At 69.6% G+C, this 18,540-nt stretch carries 11 protein-coding genes; 7 read left to right on the top strand and 4 right to left on the bottom strand.

Annotation, left to right across the window (positions count from 1 at the left end; genetic code table 11):
* Window positions 1–126: 126 nt before the first annotated feature.
* Both I7X39_RS23625 and maoP read left to right on the top strand, forming a co-directional pair.
* Complete coding sequence (locus tag I7X39_RS23625) at window positions 127–1,860, top strand: DUF4214 domain-containing protein (protein ID WP_198109838.1); 1,734 nt, start codon at window positions 127–129, stop codon at window positions 1,858–1,860.
* Entirely contained in the window at window positions 1,857–3,419 is a 1,563-nt protein-coding gene (gene maoP / locus I7X39_RS04875; protein WP_198109839.1) for a DUF413 domain-containing protein, read from the top strand. Before I7X39_RS23625 ends, maoP begins: the two co-directional genes overlap by 4 nt.
* A gap of 54 nt (window positions 3,420–3,473) precedes the next feature.
* Here maoP and I7X39_RS04880 read toward each other — a convergent pair whose 3' ends face one another.
* The 4 genes from I7X39_RS04880 to I7X39_RS04895 all read right to left on the bottom strand — a co-directional run bounded on the left by I7X39_RS04880 (window position 3,474) and on the right by I7X39_RS04895 (window position 8,441).
* Window positions 3,474–4,613 (bottom strand): HPP family protein, encoded by a 1,140-nt coding sequence (locus tag I7X39_RS04880; RefSeq protein WP_232351701.1) that lies wholly within the window; start codon window positions 4,611–4,613, stop codon window positions 3,474–3,476.
* Window positions 4,606–6,033 (bottom strand): response regulator, encoded by a 1,428-nt coding sequence (locus I7X39_RS04885; protein ID WP_198109840.1) that lies wholly within the window; start codon window positions 6,031–6,033, stop codon window positions 4,606–4,608. Before I7X39_RS04885 ends, I7X39_RS04880 begins: the two co-directional genes overlap by 8 nt.
* 137 nt (window positions 6,034–6,170) lie before the next feature.
* Window positions 6,171–7,841, bottom strand: coding sequence for a DUF885 domain-containing protein (locus I7X39_RS04890; RefSeq protein WP_198109841.1), 1,671 nt, complete (start codon window positions 7,839–7,841; stop codon window positions 6,171–6,173).
* A 96-nt stretch (window positions 7,842–7,937) separates the two neighbouring features.
* Window positions 7,938–8,441, bottom strand: coding sequence for a c-type cytochrome (locus tag I7X39_RS04895; protein WP_198109842.1), 504 nt, complete (start codon window positions 8,439–8,441; stop codon window positions 7,938–7,940).
* 185 nt (window positions 8,442–8,626) lie between these two features.
* Here I7X39_RS04895 and I7X39_RS04900 point away from each other — a divergent pair, with 185 nt between their 5' ends.
* The 5 genes from I7X39_RS04900 (at window position 8,627) to I7X39_RS04920 (ending at window position 18,509) form a co-directional block, all read left to right on the top strand.
* The gene (locus I7X39_RS04900; RefSeq protein WP_198109843.1) at window positions 8,627–9,496 is read left to right on the top strand and encodes a PEP-CTERM sorting domain-containing protein; all 870 of its coding nucleotides are present in this window, start codon (window positions 8,627–8,629) and stop codon (window positions 9,494–9,496) included.
* Window positions 9,497–9,618: 122 nt separating this feature from the next.
* On the top strand, window positions 9,619–11,649 hold the full coding sequence (locus tag I7X39_RS23630; RefSeq protein ID WP_198109844.1) for a GGDEF domain-containing protein: 2,031 nt from the start codon (window positions 9,619–9,621) through the stop codon (window positions 11,647–11,649).
* 217 nt (window positions 11,650–11,866) lie between these two features.
* Window positions 11,867–13,525 carry a glycoside hydrolase family 19 protein gene (locus tag I7X39_RS04910; protein ID WP_198109845.1) on the top strand — a complete coding sequence of 553 codons (1,659 nt, stop codon included), beginning with the start codon at window positions 11,867–11,869 and terminating at the stop codon, window positions 13,523–13,525.
* 69 nt (window positions 13,526–13,594) lie between these two features.
* Entirely contained in the window at window positions 13,595–16,444 is a 2,850-nt protein-coding gene (locus tag I7X39_RS04915) for a chitinase C-terminal domain-containing protein (RefSeq protein WP_198109846.1), read from the top strand.
* Between the two features lie 22 nt (window positions 16,445–16,466).
* A complete protein-coding gene (locus tag I7X39_RS04920; protein WP_198109847.1) occupies window positions 16,467–18,509 on the top strand; it encodes a glycosyl hydrolase family 18 protein in 2,043 nt (680 codons plus the stop codon).
* Window positions 18,510–18,540 lie beyond the last annotated feature (31 nt).

Below are 18,540 nucleotides of genomic sequence, written 5' to 3' on the forward strand. Positions count from 1 at the left end.
CGTTGTCCGTCGGTCTGTGCGCCCTTCCACGCCTCGTGTCCGCACGCTTCCTGGCGGAGGGCCTGTTCGGGGTCCAGCCACCGAGAATCCAGCCCCCGAAAAAGTTCAGCACGACGGCTGATACGCATGACTTCCCCGCTTTCCCCTTCCAGCCTGCCGCTCAGCGGCGATCCCCGAGTTGACGCCTTGCTTGGCAGCGCCATCGATTGGAATCTCCTGACGCTGCCATCCGGGCGTGCCAGCAACACGATCTACTTCACGTTCGAAATTACCTTTAGCGACTACTCGCAGTCGCCTGATCAAACTCCGTCCATGTTCAATAGCGAGCAGCAAAACGCGGCGCGTCAGCTGCTGGCTCATTGCGGTGCTTTGACGGGAGTTCGGTTTGTCGAAACCTCCGCCGCCGCGCAGGCGGATCTGCATTTCGCAAACTCGGATCTGGAAGGCACGCAGACCACCGGGCTTTGCATGACGAGCGTCCAGACCACTGCTGGCGGCTACTTCGCAGATGCCTACATCTATCTGGATGACACGACATTCCGCAACGCGAACAGCAACCCCAGTCCGGGCAGTGCCGGCTACCAGACCCTTCTGCATGAGCTTGGTCATGCGCTGGGGCTGAAGCACCCCTTCGAAGGTACGAGCCGTCTATCGAGTTCAGAGGACCACAGCGGCAACACGGTGATGTCGTACACCCAGTCGGGCAGCCGCAAGACCAGCTTTCAGGCCTTTGATCAGCTGGCCCTGAACTGGATTTACGGTGGCGACGGACTCAATGGCAGCTGGGGCTTTGGTTCGACCAACGGTCCATCGACGGCCTTCCATGCCGTCGATCGTTCGAACGACAAGGCTGGGCCTGAACTGCTGGGCGTCCCGTCGACCTTCGTGCCCGGCTCGGATCTGGCACTCTATTTCGACGAGCCGATCCAGCGTGGCAGCGGAACCCTGGTCGTGCAGACCAAGAGCGGCGTTCCTATTGCAAGCTTTGATGTCGCCAGCAACCCGGCCCTGGTCTTCAATGGCACCATGCTGAGCTTCAACGCGCTGCTGCTGTACAGAGGCACGGACTACGAGGTACTGCTACCTGCAAGCGCCGTGCTCGACCTCAATCAGAACCCGCTGGCCACCTCACTGCGCCCCGCCTTCAAGTCTCAGATGACGGTCTATCCGCCGGCATGGCCGTCTGGAGGCCCGGGCGATGACAACCTGCGCGGCGGCATCGGCGATGACAACCTGTCAGGAGGCGCGGGCAACGACCGCTTGCAGGGCGGCGGTGGCGCGGATGTACTGAATGGCGGTGCGGGCACTGATATCGCGCAGGGCTACATTGGCAAGCGCTCGGAGTACTGGGTTCTGAAGCAGGGCAGCAACTGGGTGGTGGCCGGCCGCTACGGCAACGAAGGCCACGACACCCTGATCGGCGTCGAGCGCATTGCTTTTGTGGACCTGCACCTCGCCCTGGACCTCGAAGGCGGAGCGGGGACGGCCGTCAAGCTGATTGGCGCCTTGTTCGGCCCCGCCATGGTGCGTGACAAATCCGTGGTCGGCGCCGGCCTGTCCATGATCGACAGCGGCATGGACCGCCTGGCCGTCGCAAGTGCAGCCCTGAAGACGGAGGCCTTTCAGGCTCTCGCCGGCTCGTCTTCGAATGTCGATTTCGTCAACTGCGTCTACCGCAATGTCGTCGGCAGCGCCCCAGACCAGACGGCCCTGCAGCGCTATGTCGCGCTACTGGACGGGGGCTCTGCCAGCCAGGCCGAGTTGCTCTTGATGGCCGCCGACACCAGCGAGAACGCCCTGCGGATCGATTTGGTGGGGCTGGCAGCCAGCGGCGTCGAGTACCTCCCCTGGGGCGGATGAAGCGCCTCTGCGCCACCCTCCTCCCCCTGCTGGCCTCCTGCACCTTCCTGCAGAACGCCGCCCTGCAGGCCGAGTACGAGCGCCTGCAGACGGCCGAGCCGTCGATGCGCAACCTCAAGCACCTGGTCGCCCGCGAGACCTATCTGGTGCATGGCCGCGTGAGCGCCCTGGAGGGTGGCCCTGCACTCACCCAGCCGATGAGCCTGGTGGCCTTCTCCAGCCGGCTGCGCGCACATGAGGCGGTGGATGCAATGCACCACCTGGCCCCTGGCACCCACTACGGGCTCAACCTGCCGCCGGGTGACTACGAGCTGGTGCTGCTGAGCGATTTGGACGGCGATGGGCGACTGGGTACTCATGAGGCGCTGGCGCGGCGCCAGCTGCAGCTGCCGGACGCAGCCAGCGCGCAAAAGGTGATCGGCCAGGTGGACCTGCCCATCGGCCCCACGCAGCCGCCGGAATGGCCGATCGACCTGAAGGCCGAACCCCTGCCCACGCGGCCGCAGTCGCTCTTCTACCCGCCCAACACCCTGCGCACCCTCAGCGACCCGCTGTTCGACCCGGCGATGTCCGCACTGGGCCTGTACCAGCCGGCCGCCTTCATCGAGAAGGCCGGAACGCTGTTCTATGCGCTGGAGGAAGACTTCGGCCACAAGATCCCGGTGGTCTTCGTGCACGGCATCCAGGGCAGCGCGCGCGAGTTCGAAGGCCTGGTGCAGCAGCTCGACCGTCGGCGCTTCAAACCCTGGTTCTTCCACTACCCCTCCGGGGCCAGCCTGAACCAGATGGCCCAGCTGTTTCACGACATCTTTCTGTCCGGCCGCCTGATCCCGCCGCCCGAGGGCATGCCCCTGGTCATCGTGGCGCACAGCATGGGTGGCCTGGTGGTGCGCGAGGCCCTGAACCTGCGTGCCGCCGGAGAGCAGCGACCCATCGGCTTCATCTCGCTGGCCAGCCCCTTCGGCGGGCACCCGGCGGCGGCGGCCGGCGAGCGCAACGGCCTGCTGGTGCTGCCCTCCTGGCGCGACCTGAGCCCCGCCAGCCGCTTCATTGCCGGCCTGCACCGCACGCCGCTGCCGGAGGCGGTCAGCCACCACCTGCTGTACGCCTTCGCCAACCCGGACGCGCTCAAGCTGGGCGAGAACAGCGACGGCGTGGTGCCCCTGTCCAGCCAGCTCAGCGCCAACGCGCAGCGCCAGGCCCGCCAGCAGCGCGGCTTCAACACCACCCACACTGGCATCCTGCAGGATCCGCAGGCCCAGGCCCATGTGTTGGCGCTGATTCACCAGCACTGGAGCCCGGTGCCCGCGGCCCATCAGGCCCTGCTGGAGCGGGGCGGCTTCGAAGAGGAACTGCCGGAGGGCCTGAGCGGGCTGCAGCGCTACCTGCTGCGTCACTATGGCCATTACCTGCGCGGGCTCGCCAGCGGTCAGCTCACGCCGCTGAACCGCTATGACGCCGAGTTCGTCGCCGCGGCCCAGGGGCAACGCGGCGCCACCAGCGAAGGGGCGCAGGCCTGGTTGCGCTTTGCAGCCCGCTACCCCGAACTGGCGCGTTGAGCCGCCACCACGCTGAGCGCAGGCTTTGCCGTTGGCGCCGAAAGCCTCTGGCCGCTAGCCCAGACGCGCCAGCGCCTTCACCACATCCGACTGCGTCAGGATGCCCACCAGGCGCCCGTCCAGCCCCAGGATGGGCAGGTGGTGGTGGCCGCTGCCGGCGAACAGGGGCAGCAGCTCGGCCAGGTGCCGGTCCACGCGCGCCACGCGCACCTCGCGGCTCATCACCTCGCCCACCCGCTCGGGCAGGCCATCACCACGGCCCCGCAGCAGCTGGCGCAGCGCGTCCATGCGCGAACCCAGGCTTTCCGCGGCGGCGCCCTCGGCGCTGCGCAGCACGTCGGCCGGGGTCAGGATGCCGATCACGCCTCCGGCGGCGTCCACCACCGGCAGGGCCTTGATGCGGTGCTCGCGGAAGAGGGACCAGGCCTGCGTGAGCGGGGTGTCGCGCCGCACGGTGATGGGCTGGCGGCTCATGATGTCGCCACAGCGCAGCTGCGTGAGCCGGCGCTGCTGGCCCTGCAGCTGCAGCTCGGCCAGCAGGCCGCGCAGGTCGGCGGGGCTGATGTCCAGCACCTCGGTGTGGCGGGCCAGCACGGTCTGCAAGTCGGCGTCCAGGCCCTGAGCCTCGCGGTCACGCGCGACCGGCTCGGGCCATTGCGGGTGCGGGTAGCGCCGGCCGGTGAGCGGGTGGTAGGCCATGCCGACCAGCACCAGCAGCACGGAATTGACGGCCACGGGCAGCAGCGCGAAGCGCGGGTCGGTGATGCCGCTGAGCACCATCAGCAGTGCCGCCGCACCGCCCGGAGGGTGCAGGCAGCGCAGCACGAACATGGTGCCGATGGCCAGGGCCACGGCCAGCGCGGCGGCCAGCGGTGCGGCCAGACCGAGCTGCATCACGACCACGCCCACCAGAGCCGACAGGCCGTTGCCGCCCAGCACGGCCCAGGGCTGGGCCAGCGGGCTGGCGGGCACGGCAAACACCAGCACGGCGCTGGCCCCCAGCGGCGCCACCAGCCAGGGGCTGGCAGGTGCCAGCCACGCCGTGATGAGCGCGGTGGCCAGCAGCCCGAGCAAGGCGCCCAAAGCGGCCCGCGCGCGCTCGCGCCCATCACCGCCCAGCGCCGCGGGGCGCAGCGCGCGCAATAGGGCTTGCAGGCGGATTCGAATGAGCGGCGGGCTCAGCCTCTCAAACAATCGGCTGGCCCTGGCGGGCCCGCTCGATGCACTCGATCAGACGCTCTTCGGGGTAGGGCTTGCCCAGCAGCAGGGTGACCCCGGCGGCATCGGCCGCGGCCTTGCGGTCATCGGCCGAGGTGATCATGATGACCGGCATATCCGCAATGGTGGGCGTGGCGCGCACATGCCGGGTCAGGTCGAAGCCGTCCATGCCGGGCATCTCCACATCGGTGATCAGCACATGGGGCGGCTCGGCGGCGATGAACTCGATCGCCTGTTCGGCCGATTCGGCCAGCACCACCTTGTAGCCCTGCGGGCTGAGCAGGCGGTTGGTCTTGACGCGCACGACTTTGGAGTCATCCACCACCATGACGATGGTCTCCTGCGGGCTCAGCGGGGTGCGGGGCGCCGAGGTGGCGGCTGCTGTCGCTGCTGCCGCTTCAGCGGCTTCGCGTTCGGCCTGGGCGCGGGCAACGGCTTCAGCAGCTTCACGTTCGGCCTGGGCGCGGGCAACGGCTTCAGCAGCTTCACGTTCGGCCTGGGCGCGGGCAACGGCTTCTGCAGCTTCACGTTCGGCCTGGGCGCGGGCTGCGGCTTCAGCAGCTTCACGTTCAGCCTCGGCACGCGCGGCGGCTTCGGCAGCCTCACGTTCAGCCTCGGCACGCGCGGCGGCTTCGGCAGCTTCGCGTTCGGCCTCGGCACGCGCGGCCGCCTCATCAGCTTCGCGTTCGGCCTGGGCACGCGCGGTCGCCTCAGCAGCTTCGCGTTCGGCCTGGGCACGCGCGGCGGCTTCGGCCGCTTCACGCTCGGCCTGAGCACGGGCAGCGGCTTCGGCGGCTTCACGCTCAGCCTCGGCACGGGCGGCGGCTTCAGCAGCTTCGCGTTCGGCCTCGGCGCGCGCGGCGGCTTCGGCCGCTTCACGCTCGGCCTGGGCACGGGCAGCGGCTTCGGCGGCCTCGCGTTCGGCCTGGGCACGCGCGGCTTCGGCGGCTTCACGCTCGGCCTGGACACGGGCTGCGGCCTCCGCGGCTTCACGTTCGGCCTGGGCACGCGCGGCAGCTTCGGCGGCTTCACGTTCCGCCTGGACACGGGCGGCGGCTTCGCTTTCGGCTTGGGCACGGGCGGGGGCTTCCGTGCTTTCGGTGGTTTGGCGCTGGGCGCGCTGGCGGGCCTCTTCTTCGGCGGCCAGGGCGGCGTACTGGCGCTCCAACTCGGCGATGTCGGCTTCGGTGTCGGCGTCGTGCGCGGCATCGGCCTCCTCGGGCATGGCCATCGAGGGCGGCGCCACGACATTGGGGCCGAGGAGGTCTTTGACTTCCTCCAGCTCCTCGCGCTTCGGATGTTTGGCACGCACGGCGGCGCGCCAGCGCGTCCACCCGAGCCATCCCAGGACGATGGCGATGGCCAGGGCCAGGATCCAGATCAGGGTTTCGTTCATGTTGAAAAAGGCCGCGCCGCCCGACGGGAGCGCGGCTTGAATCTGCGGGAATGCGGCAGCTTAGCCGTGAAGCAGCCGGTAACCCAAGGCCATGGCGGGGCGCGGGCGTCCCAGCTCGGCCTGTCGTTAGGGATTGCTCAGGTCGGCGCGGCCAGCTCCTGCTCCAGGCAGGGCAGGGGCACCGTACCCAGGGCAAGCAGGCGGTCGTGGAAGGCGCGCAGGTCGAAGGCCGCGCCCTGCGCCTGCTCCCAGCTGCGGCGCAGCCGGCGGATGACGATCTCGCCCATCTTGTACGAGAGCGCCTGGCCGGGCCAGCCGATGTAGCGGTCCACCTCGGTGCCGATCTCATGCTCGCTCAAGGCGGTGTGCTGGCGCAGCAGCTGGCAGGCCTGCTCTCGGCTCCAGCCCAGGGCGTGCAGGCCGGTGTCGGCCACCAGGCGGCAGGCGCGCCACATCTCGTAGCTGGCGCGGCCGAATTCCTCGAAGGGGGTGCGGTACAGGCCCATTTCGGAGCCCAGGTACTCGGCGTACAGGGCCCAGCCCTCGCTGTGGGCGGACAGGTCGCCGGCGCGACGGAAAGGCTGGAGCCCGGGGTTCTCGGCTTCGAGCGCGAACTGCAGGTGGTGGCCGGGAACGGCCTCGTGCAGCGTCAGGGCGGGAAGGGAATAGAGAGCGCGCGCGCCCAGGTTGTGGGTGTTGACCCAGTACAACGCCGCCTGGCCGCTGCCCGGCGCGGCGGGCACGTAGCGGCCGGTCGTGTAGAAGGGCGCCATCTCGGCCGGCACGGGCTCCACGCCGAAGGGCTGGCGCGGCAGGTGGCCGAAGTAGCGCGGCAGCACGCTGTCCACGCGCTTGGCAATCCAGCTGGCCTGGGCCAGCAGTTCGTCGCCGCTGCGCGGGTAGAACTGCGGATCGCTGCGCAGCCAGGCGAGGAAATCGCCCCAGTCGCCCGTGTGGCCGCACTCGCGCTGCAGGCGGCGCATGTCCGCGGCGATGCGCTCGACCTCCGCCAGCCCCGTCTCATGCACCTGCTGCGGGCTCATGTCCAGGGTGGTGAACTGGCGCACGCGGGCGGCGTAGAAGGCCTCGCCGCTGGGCAGATCGCGCGCCGCGGTGTTGGGGCGGGCGTGCGGCAGGTAGTCCGTGCGCAGGTAGTGCAGCAAGTGGCGGTAGGCGGGCAGCAGGCGCTGCTCGATGACCGCCACGGCCTCGCGCTGCAGCGCCGGCTGGCCCTGCAGGCGCTCGTGCAGCGCGGCGTAGAAAGGCGTGTCCTCGGCGCGGCTGCAGGCCGCCACGCGGGCCACCGGCTCTTCACGGCCCGCCATGATCAGAGCGGGCGGCATGCGGCCGCTGCGGCGCCCTTCTTCCATCAGCCCGATGAAATCGTCAAAGAGCTGCGGGATCGCCGCCAGGCGCTGCAGATGGGCCTGCAGTTGCGCGGGGGTGTCCAGCGGCTGGTCGCGCCAGAGCTCGGGCAGGTAGCTGTAGAAGGCCGAGTCGCCATCGATGGGCATCAGCACGCCGCCCAGCTCGTGCTCGGTGATCAGGCCTTCGAGCTGGTGTGCGTAGACCGCCGCCTCCACGCGCGCGCTCGCGCTCAGCGCGCCGCGGTCGATGGCCTGCAGCGCCGTGCGCGTGGCGCGCCAACGTGCCAGGCGCGCGGCCCGGCTGGCGCCGTCCATGCGCTCCAGGCGGTGGTCTTCGCTGCGTTCGCCCACCCAGCTGGCCAGGCGCGGGAACTCGCGCAGGCGCCAGGCCCATTCATCGGCCAACAGGGTCTGGAAGGCGGTATCGGCGGTGGCAGGCATGGGCGGCTCAGGGCATCAGCAGGGCCGCGATGCTAGCCGCACGCCGATTTTTTGGATCCAATATTCAGGCAAGCCAGGCTTGCCCGCGGGGGCGGCTCAGCGCGCCGGCCGCTCGGTGCCCTGGCGCCCCTCGGCGCGCGCGTTCAGGTAGGCGTAGAGGTCCATCACATGGGCCTGCACCACCGGGTCGCCCTGCCAGGCCGGCATGCTGAGGGCGCCCGAGCGGCGTTCCAGCACCTCGTCCACCAGGGTCTCGCGCGGCGTGCCACCGCCTTCGGGCAGCAGGTCCTTGCTGTAGCGGCGCAGCACCAGATCCACGAAGCGCTGCGGCCCGAGGTCGCGCACGCGCAGCAGCAGATTGGGCGCGCCGCCGGCGCCATCGGCCCATTCGCCGTGGCAGCTGGCACAGCGCTGCTGGTAGACGCGCCAGCCGCCGTACAGCGAGCCGGCCGCCTGCGCCTGCTGGCGGGCCTGTTCCTTGGCGGGCTGCGTGTTTTCAAACTCGACACGCGGGGCGCTGCAGGCCAGCAGGCCAAGGCCGGCCGCCATCCAGACGGCCAGGCTGCGAACGGTCGGGCGAGGGGTCAGACGAAAGGGCATGGGGCGCTCCGGACATGGGCCAAGGCTCCAAGCATGCGCCAGTCGGGACGCCACCGGCTTGATCTGGCGCAGCCGCGCGCGTCGACCCGCTTGACAGTTCACCGCGCCAACGCGCGCAAGTCCTTGTCAGCAGGGCGTGGCGCGTTGCTTGCTTGCGAAGCCGCACGCAGCCCACAGGAGTTCACATGACCGTCACCCGTCGCCTCTGGTCCCAGCTGACCCGCCACACCCGCCGAGCGCTGGCAGTGCCCGCCCTGGCCCTGGCCAGCGCCACCCTCGTGCTCCCGCAGCCCGCGCAGGCGCTGACGGTGATGCTGAACTTCACGGGCAGCTCGACGACCGATATGTGGGGCGTCACCACAGTCTCGGAAAGCTTCGCCTCCTGGGGCTTCGGCATGTCAATCAACCAGCTGCGCAACGCCACGCTGGCGGCCGTCATCGACGACTTCCACGGCTTTCCCAGTCTGGGCGGCGATGCCAACAGCCCGCTGCCGGTCGGCAAGCAGCTGAACATCGATTTCGAGATCTCCTTCGGCCTGACCGCCCCGACCAGCGGCGATAGCGACTACTACTTCGTCAACATCGGCGACGCCAGCCCCAACCAGGGCTTCTTGGGTCAGGCCTGCTACGGCTGCGTGCGCGGGAACGGCTCGCCGGCGGCTGTCGGCAGCCAGGTCGGCTCCGTGCTGACGGACACCATCGCGGGCCTGCTGCCACTGGCCGACAACGACACCGAGCGCCTGAACCTGCTGGTGGGTACGCTGACGCACGAGATCGGCCACACCCTGCTGCTGGACCACCCGAGCGGCCCGCAGACCAATCCGGGCGAGTCGATCTACTCGGTGATGTCAACCGGCGCGTTTCCCACCAGCATGCCGAACAACCAGCGCATCCTGGACCGCGACTTCTCCTACGCCGAGTTCCAGACCCTGATCCGCACCGTCGGTCTGCGTGACATCCCGACCCATCAAGTGCCCGAGCCCGCCAGCTGGCTGCTGGTGGCCGCCGCGGCGGCGCTGGCCAGCCGCCGACGCAGCACCACGCGTTTGCACTAGGGCCTGTTCACACTACGCGAAGCCCCCACAGGCGGCGCCGGCACACGGCGCCGCCTGCTTGCTTCCGCACGCCAGGCCAGAATCGGCGGTCCTCGCCACACGGATCGCCTGAGCCCTTGCGCGTGCCCACACCCCGCCCCGCCCCAGCACCCGGCCCGCGCCGGCCTGGTACCCGGCACCTGCTGGCCGCCGCTTTGTGCGCGCAGTTCGCACTGCTGGCGCTAGCGCCCGCCCACGCCGAACTGCGCGTCGAGCAGGTCCGGGCGCTGCCGCCCCTGCCCGCGAGCTACGAGCAGGAGCCCTCGCTGGACGCGCGCCTGGCCTGGCTGCAGCAGCGGCTGGCGCAGACCCAGGACCCCGCCGAGCGCTACCGCACGCTGCGCCTGCGGTTCGACGAGTACTTCCTCGCCTACCGGCTGAGTGAAGCCGCTCCCCTCTGCCGCCAGAACCCGCCGCTGCGCGAGGACTTCGTCTACCGCGAGCGCTGCCTGCTGGCCACGCTGCAGTCGGAAGACGAACAAGTTCCGGCCCTGCTCGCGCTGGCCACTGAGGCGCGCACCCTGGGCAAGCCAGCGGCCGCGGCCGAGGTGCTCAGTGGCCTGGCCTGGCGGCAATCGCAGGCAGGCGATATCGCCGGGGCCTTCGAGAACTTCGAGGCCGCGCTCAGCCTGGTGCCGGCCGAGAACGTCCAGCTGCTCAGCGACCTGATGATGGACACCGCGGCCAGCTACATCGTCAACGGCGACGAGGCCTACATCCGCAAGGGCATCGCGCTGCTGGCCAATGCGCGCGAGCAGATGGAACGGGCCCTGAACGATCCGGCCGATCGCAGCGACAAGGACATGCTGCGCGACGCCATCCTGCTCAGCGAGTTCAACCGCGGCATCGCCTACGTGCTGCACCTGGGCGACTACACCCGCGCGCTGGAGCATTTCGACCGTGTCAATGCCGAGCCCAGCGCCTACCGCGCCAGCGCGCTCAGCTTTGCCGCCCTGGCGGCCGCCGAGCTGGGCGAGCATGAGCGCGCCCGCCGCTACGTGGCACGCGCCACGCGCGAGCCCGCCGGGGACTTCTCACCCACGGTGCAGCAGTACCTGAGCTGCTACCGCGACCTGGCGCAGCGCCACTGGCAACCCGGGCATTCGCTCGCCTCCTGCCTGAATCTGAAGCCCGACACCACCACCGAGGTGCAGCTCGACGTCTACAAGCGCCTCTCGCGCAGCGAGGACCCGGCCATCGCCCTGGCCGGCCTGCGCGGCTTGAAGACCCTGTTCCTCGACAAGCTGGAGCCGCAGCTGCGGCGGCGCGGCTCGCAAGCGGCCTCGAAGGCGGAGCTGGCCCGCCTGCAGCGCGAATCGGAACTGAAGAGCGTGGTGCTGCGCCAGCAGGCGGAGCTGCAGCGCGAGCGCGACGCCACGCACACGCAGCGTCAGCAGTTCTTCATCGCCCTCTCGCTGCTGCTGGGCGCGGTGCTGCTGCTGATCGGCCTGCAATGGCGCGCCAAGAAGAAGCTGGCCGAGCAGTTCGAGCACCTGAGCCTGGTGGACTCGCTCACGCAGCTGGGCAACCGCCGCTACCTGGAGCAGCACATCGGCCGCGAGCTCGCCCATCTGCAGCGGGCACGGCGCAGCAACCCCGCGGCCTCGCTCGGGCTCTATGTGTTCGACGTCGACCACTTCAAGTCGATCAACGACCGCCATGGCCATGGCGTGGGAGACAAGGTGCTGGTCACGCTCAGCCGCCGGGTGCAGGCCATCACGCGCGAGACCGATCTGCTGGTGCGCTGGGGCGGCGAGGAGTTCCTGCTGCTGGCCCGGCTCGACTGCCCGGAGCGCTGCGCGCAAATTGCGGCGCGCCTGCTGCAGGCGGTCAATGGCACGCCTTTCGCGGTCGGGGCCGCGGAGCCCATCCCCGTCACCTGCACCATCGGCGCCGTGCGCCTGCCCTTCATCGAAGCGGCCGATGCCCCCGCCTGGACGAACCTGGTGGCCCTGGCCGACCTGGCGCTCTACGAGGGCAAGGCGCGCGGCCGCAACCGCTGGGTGCTGGTGAACAACCAGGCCCTGCGCGACGCCGAGGGCCTGGCGCAGGCGCTGCAGCGGCCGCTGCAGCAGTCGGTGGCAGAGGGGCTGGTCGAGCTCTCCACCGGCTGAGCAGCCGGTGCGGCTGGCGGTCCTCGCCAGCTGTTGCAAGTTCTTACCTGCACCCCTCGGGTAAGGCCCGATATCTGGCATCTGATTGGTATCTACAGTGCATACCACCACGAGATCAGTTGCAGTCCAGACCTCGATGGCCGTGGCAGCCCTACAGGCCGCCGGTCCTCACGCAAGGCGCGGAAGTCTGGAGCGCCACCCCTGAACGGAGTCGTTCATGGCCTCTCGGAACCCGGCCCTGCTGGGCCTGCTGCTGTGCAGCACCGCCGGCACCGCGCTGGCACAAACAGTGGATTGCGGTTCGCTCCCTGTTTGGTCTCCTACTGGTATCTACACATCCCCGCAGCAAGTGCAAGACCAGGGCAAGGCCTACCGGGCCAACTGGTGGAACCAGGGTGCCACCCCGGCGGCGAACTCGGGGCCCTGGCAGGTCTGGACCTTGCAAGGCACTTGCAGCGGAGGGGGCGGGGGCGGCAACCAGGCGCCACAGGCCAGCTTCAGCGTCAGCAGCGAGGCCCTGAGCATCAGCCTGGACGCCAGCACCTCGCGCGACCCCGACGGCACGCTGCGCAGCTGGAGCTGGAGCCTGGGCGATGGCCAGAGCGCCAGCGGCGCGCGCATCAGCCACCGCTACGCCGCGCCCGGCACCTATGCCGTGACGCTCACCGTCACGGACGACTGGGGCGCCACGGCCAGCAAGTCCCAGTCCGTGACCGTGGCCGCCGTGGTGCGCGACCCGGTGAGCGGCAAGTGGCTGCTGCGCGCGGCCGATGTGCGCGCCACCGAGGCCGCGCTGACCGACAGCCCGCTGTTCCGCGCCGTGCAGGCTTCGGTGGCCACGCGCAGCCAGGCCGTGGTGGACGCGGTGCGGCCCGGCGCCAGCGCCAACCCCGAGAACGTGCGCCGCGTGGAGCGCCTGCTGCCCCTCACGCAATGGGACTATCTGTTCCCGCTGCGCGACCCGGCCTACAGCTACACCGGCTTCCTGCAATCCGTCGCCAAGTTCGCCGGCGTCTGCGCCAGCTACGGCGATGGCCGCGACGCCGACGCCATCTGCCGCAAGACCCTGGCGACGATGTTTGCGCACTTCGCGCAGGAGACGGGCGCGCACGACCGCAACCACGCCATCCCCGAATGGCGCCAGGCGCTCTACTTCCTGCGCGAGTCCGGCTGCAACGAGGGCAGCTACGGCTGCCCCTACAACAACGAGTGCCTGCCCAGCACCTGGCAAGGCCAGACCTGGCCCTGCGGCAAGGACGCGCAAGGCCGCTACAAGCAGTACTTCGGGCGCGGCGCCAAGCAGCTCTCGTACAACTACAACTACGGCCCCTTCTCGGACGCGATGTTTGGCGATGTGCGCGTGCTGCTGAACGCGCCCGAGCAGGTCGCCGACACCTGGCTGAACCTGGCCTCGGCGCTGTTCTTCTACGCCTACCCGGCCTCGCCCAAACCCAGCATGCTGCATGTGGTGGATGGCAGCTGGCAGCCCAATGCGGTGGACCGCGCCGCCGGCATCGCGCCGGGCTTTGGCGCCACCACGAATGTGATCAACGGCGGCATCGAGTGCGGGCATGGCTACGAGAAGCCGCAGTCGGTCAATCGCATCGCCTACTACCGCCAGTTCGCCGCGGCGCTGAACGTGCCCATCACCGCGCAGGAGGAACTCGGCTGCGCCAACCAGAAGCGCTTCGAGGTCGGCGGCGCCGGTGCGCTGGACATCTACTGGGACCAGGACTGGTCCTACCGCGCCGACATGCCCGAGGGCAAGGCGTTCGCATGCAAAAGGGTGGGCTACCAGACCGCCTTCTTCGCACTCAAGAGCGGCGACTACCAGCGCTGCGTCGAGAAGTTCTTTGACGTGATCGTCAAGCCCTAAGCCCCATCCAACCCCGCCCTTCAAGCCCCCGTCGCGCGGGGCCGGGGCGAACTCACGCCGGAATTCCCCATGCGACTCAAGCCTCTCGTTGCCTTGCTGCTGAGCAGCGGCGCCCTGCCCGCCCTCGCCTACGACTGCACCGGCCTGCCCGAGTGGAGCGCCAGCGCCATCTACACCGGTGGCAAAAAGGTCCAGCAGGCCAACCTGGCCTACGAGGCCAAGTGGTGGACCCAGAACGACAGCCCGGCCCTGCGCTCGGGCCAATGGGATGTCTGGAAGCCCCTGGGCAATTGCGATGGCGGCACGCCCAACCAGCCGCCCGTGGCCAGCTTCACGCACTCGGCCAGCGGCCTGAGCCTGAGCGTGGACGCCGCCGCCTCCAGCGACCCCGATGGCCAGATCGCCAGCTACGCCTGGAGCTTTGGCGATGGCAGCACCGCCACGGGCGTGCGCGCCAGCCGCAGCTATGCCTCCGCGGGCAGCTACTCGGTGAGCCTGACCGTGACCGACAACAAGGGCGCCACGCACAGCAGCAGCCGCGTTGTCACGGTCAGCAGCGGCGCCAACCAGGCGCCCACGGTGCAGCTCAGCAGCCCCACGGAAGGCAGCAGCGTGCCGGCCGGCACGGTGCTCAGCCTGGCCGCGAATGCAGCCGATGCCGATGGCACGGTCGCCAAGGTGGGCTTCTACGTGAACGGCAGCCTGGTGGGCGAGGACAGCACGGCGCCCTACGCCATCAACTGGACGGCCGCCGGCAGCAGTGCCGAGATCATGGCCCGCGCCACCGACAACCTCGGCGCCAGCCGCGACAGCACCGCGGTGCGCATCAGCATCGGCACCCAGCCCACGGGCCACGAGCGCTGCCGCCCCGATGGCTTGGTCACCAGCCCCGGCACCGCGCCGGCCTACTGCAAGGTCTACGACGAGCAGGGCCGCGAAGCGATGGGCGCCGACAAGCCGCGCCGCATCATTGGCTACTTCACCAGCTGGCGCACCGGCAAGAACGGCCAGCCGGCCTACCTGGCCCACCAGATCCCCTGGGGCCAGCTGACCCACATCAACTACGCCTTCGCCCATGTCGACGGCAACAACCGGCTCTCGATCGGCAATGCGGCCGACCCCAACAACGCCGCCACCAGCCTGAGCTGGCCCGGCGTGGCCGGCGCCGAGCTGGACCCCGCGCTGCCCTACAAGGGCCACTTCAACCTGCTGAACAAGTTCAAGAAGCAACACCCCAAGGTCAAGACCCTGATCTCCGTGGGCGGCTGGGCCGAGACCGGCGGCTACTTCAACGACGCCGGCCAGCGCGTCGCCAGCGGCGGCTTCTACACGCTGACGACGAATGCCGACGGCAGCGCCAATCAGGTCGGCATCAACACCTTCGCCGATTCGACCGTGGCCTTCCTGCGCCAGTACGGCTTCGACGGCGTGGACATCGACTACGAGTACGCCACCAGCATGAAGGACGCCGGCAACCCCGACGACTTCGCCATCTCCAACGCCCGCCGCGCCAGCCTGGTGAAGAACTACGCGGTGCTGATGCGCGTGCTGCGCGAGAAGCTGGACGCGGCCAGCCAGCAGGACCAGCGCCACTACCTGCTGACCGTGGCTGCCCCCTCTTCGGCCTACCTGCTGCGCGGCATGGAGAGCTACCCCGTCACGCAGTACCTGGACTACGTGAACATCATGAGCTACGACCTGCACGGCGCCTGGAACCAGTTCGTCGGCCCCAACGCCGCGCTGTATGACGATGGCCGCGACGCCGAGCTGCAGGCCTGGAACTACTACAGCGCCAGCCAGTACGCGCGCATCGGCTACCTGAACACCGACTGGGCGGCGCACTATTTCCGCGGCGCGCTGCCGGCCGGCCGCATCAACATCGGCCTGCCCTACTACACGCGCGGCTGGAAGGACGTGCAGGGCGGCACGAATGGGCTGTGGGGCACGGCCGCGCAGACCGACCAGACGCGTTGCCCGGCTGGCACCGGCGGCGGCACGGTGCAGAAATGCGGCGCCGGCGCGGTGGGCATCGACAACCTCTGGCACGACCTGGACAGCCAGGGCCGCGAGATGCCGGCGGGCTCCAACCCCATGTGGCATGCGATGAATCTGGCCCAGGGCAAGGCCGGCAGCTATCTGGCCGCCTATGGGCTGACACCGGCCAGCGACCCCGAGGACCGCCTGACCGGCACCTATGCGCGGCACTACGACGCCACCCTCGTCGCCCCCTGGCTGTGGAACGCGCAGAAGAAGGTCTTCCTGAGCACCGAGGACGAGCAGTCCGTCGCCGTCAAGGCCCAGTACGTGGCCGACAAGGGCCTCGGCGGCGTGATGTTCTGGGAGCTGGCGGGGGACTACGCCTATGACACCGCCAAGGCCGAGTACGGCATGGGCAGCACCCTGACCACCCTGCTCTACAACAAGCTCAAGAGCGCGGCGCCCTATGGCAACCAGCTCGGTCGCGCTGCCGGCCCGGCCGAGCGCATCGACCTCGGCTTCAAGATCGACGGCTTCGCGCTCGGTGATGCGAACTACCCGATCAACCCCACGCTGACCCTGACGAACCGCAGCAGCCAGACCCTGCCCGGCGGGACCGAGTTCAGCTTCGATGTGCCCACCGCCATTCCCGCCACGCTGACCGACCAGAGCGGCGTGGGCCTGCAGGTGGTGCAGAGCGGCGCCAACCCGGCCGGGCACAACATCGGCGGCCTGCTGAGCGAGTTCCATCGCGCCAGCTTCAAGCTGCCCGGCTGGCAGAGCCTGGCCCCCGGGGCCAGCGTCGCCATCCGCCTGAACTACTACCTGCCCATGCCCGTGCCGAGCAACTGGAGCGTCAGCTTCGGGGGCAAGAGCTATGGCCTGGTGCAGGAAGCCCGCCGCGGCGCTGCCGCCGCCCCTGCCTCCCTCGCACGTCGTTGAGCCCTCACCCCAAGGAATCCTCATGAACTTCCGCAAGCAACGCACCGCCCTCGCCGCCGCCATCCTGCTCGGCGCGGCCGCCCAGGCCCAGGCCTACAACTGCACCGGCCTGCCCGAATGGAGCGGCAGCGCCATCTACACCGGCGGCCTCAAGGTCCAGCAGACCGGCCAGGCCTACGAGGCCAAGTGGTGGACCCAGAACGAGAGCCCGGTTCTGCGCTCGGGCCAATGGGATGTCTGGAAAAAGCTCGGCGCCTGCGATGGCGCGGGCACCGACACCACCGCCCCGTCCGTGCCCGCGGGCCTGAGCGCCAGCAACATCACAACCAGCAGCATCACCCTGAGCTGGCAGGCCAGCAGCGACAACGCCGGCGGCAGCGGCGTGGCCGGCTACGAGCTGCTGCGCGGCGGCCAGCTGATCGCCAGCCCCACCGGCACCAGCCATACCGACACCGGGTTGAGCGCCGGCACCGCCTACAGCTACACCGTGCGTGCCAAGGACGTGGCCGGCAATGTCTCGGCCGCCAGTGCCGCGCTGCTGACCAGCACCGCCAGCGGCGCCTGCGCCAGCCCGCCCACCACGCCCTCGGGCTTGAACAGCCCGAGCCGCAGCAGCAACAGCATCGGCCTGGCCTGGAACGCCGTGGCCGCCGGCCCCAACTGCACGGTGCAGTACCGCCTGCTGCAAGCCGGCAGCAGCGTGGCCCAGGGCGCGGCCACCAGCGCCAATGTGACGAACCTGAGCCCCGACACCGCCTACAGCTTCAGCGTGCAGGCCTTCAACCAGGCCGGCAATTCGCCGGTCTCCGCCCCCATCAGCGTGCGCACCGATCCACTCGGCCAGGGCGGTGCCAAGAACGTCATCGGCTACTTCGCGCAATGGGGCATCTATGGCCGCAACTACCTGGTGAAGCACATCGACAGCAGCGGCGCCGCACCCCACCTCACGCACATCAATTACGCCTTCGGCAATGTGCGCAACAACCGCTGCGAGGTCGGCCTGACCGTGCCCAGCAATGAGCAGACCGGCGTCGGCGGCGATGCCTTTGCCGACTACAGCAAGGCCTTCCAGGCCGACCAGAGCGTGGACGGCGTGGCCGACCGCTGGGACCAGCCCCTGCGCGGCAACTGGGGCCAGCTGAAGAAGCTCAAGGCCAAGTACCCCAAGCTCAAGGTGCTGATCTCGCTGGGCGGCTGGACCTACTCGCGTGGCTTCTCCAGCGCCGCGCGGCCGGAGAACCGCGTGGCCTTCGTCAAGAGCTGCGTCGACGCCTATATCAAGGGCGATCTGCCGGTCACCGACGGCGCCGGCGGCACTGCCGCGGCAGCGGGTGTGTTCGACGGCATCGACATCGATTGGGAGTACCCGAACGCCTGCGGCCTGGCCTGCGGCCAGCCCGAGGACCGCGCCAACTTCACCGCCCTGATGGCCGAGTTCCGCCGCCAACTGAACGCCGTGCGACCCGGCCTGCTGCTGACCATGGCCGCGCCCGCCGGTGTCGACAAGGTGCGCGCCTTCGACCCCGGCCTGGCCCATCCGTCGATGGACTTCATCAATGTGATGACCTACGACTTCCACGGCAGTTGGGAGAACCGTACCGGCTTCCACTCCGGCCTGTACGGCAACAGCGCCGACCCCTCGACGGGCGACGCGCGCCAGTACAACACCCATGCCGGCCTGCAGGCCTACCTGGATGCCGGCGTGCCAGCCGCCAAGCTGAACCTCGGCATCGGCTACTACGGCCGCGGCTGGACGGGCGTGCCCAACGTCAACAACGGCCTGTTCCAGACCAGCAGCGGCGCCGCCCCGGGCACTTATGAGGCGGGCAACGAGGACTACAAGGTGCTGAAGAACCTGGCCTGGCCCAGCTTCGTCGACCCGCAAAGCCGCGCGCAGTGGATCTACAACGGCACGACCTTCTGGAGCTTCGACACCCCGGCACAGGTCACCGAGAAGATGAACTACGTGAAGAGCAAGAACCTCGGCGGCGCCTTCTTCTGGGAGTTCAGCGGCGATGACCCGCAGGCCTCGCTGACCAAGGCGATCGGCAACGGGCTGAAGTAAGCCCCGCGGCGGGCCCGAGGCGCGGGCCCGC

This window comes from Inhella proteolytica (assembly GCF_016093275.1).
In the GTDB taxonomy this organism is placed as follows: domain Bacteria; phylum Pseudomonadota; class Gammaproteobacteria; order Burkholderiales; family Burkholderiaceae_C; genus Inhella; species Inhella proteolytica.

Coding starts and splice junctions, on each gene's coding strand:
- I7X39_RS04920 (WP_198109847.1), top strand. CDS start 16,467: ATGAACTTCCGCAAGCAACGCACCGCCCTCGCCGCCGCCATCCTGCTC.
- I7X39_RS23625 (WP_198109838.1), top strand. CDS start 127: ATGACTTCCCCGCTTTCCCCTTCCAGCCTGCCGCTCAGCGGCGATCCC.
- I7X39_RS04900 (WP_198109843.1), top strand. CDS start 8,627: ATGACCGTCACCCGTCGCCTCTGGTCCCAGCTGACCCGCCACACCCGC.
- I7X39_RS04890 (WP_198109841.1), bottom strand. CDS start 7,841: ATGCCTGCCACCGCCGATACCGCCTTCCAGACCCTGTTGGCCGATGAA.
- I7X39_RS04915 (WP_198109846.1), top strand. CDS start 13,595: ATGCGACTCAAGCCTCTCGTTGCCTTGCTGCTGAGCAGCGGCGCCCTG.
- I7X39_RS04895 (WP_198109842.1), bottom strand. CDS start 8,441: ATGCCCTTTCGTCTGACCCCTCGCCCGACCGTTCGCAGCCTGGCCGTC.
- I7X39_RS04910 (WP_198109845.1), top strand. CDS start 11,867: ATGGCCTCTCGGAACCCGGCCCTGCTGGGCCTGCTGCTGTGCAGCACC.
- maoP (WP_198109839.1), top strand. CDS start 1,857: ATGAAGCGCCTCTGCGCCACCCTCCTCCCCCTGCTGGCCTCCTGCACC.
- I7X39_RS04885 (WP_198109840.1), bottom strand. CDS start 6,033: ATGAACGAAACCCTGATCTGGATCCTGGCCCTGGCCATCGCCATCGTC.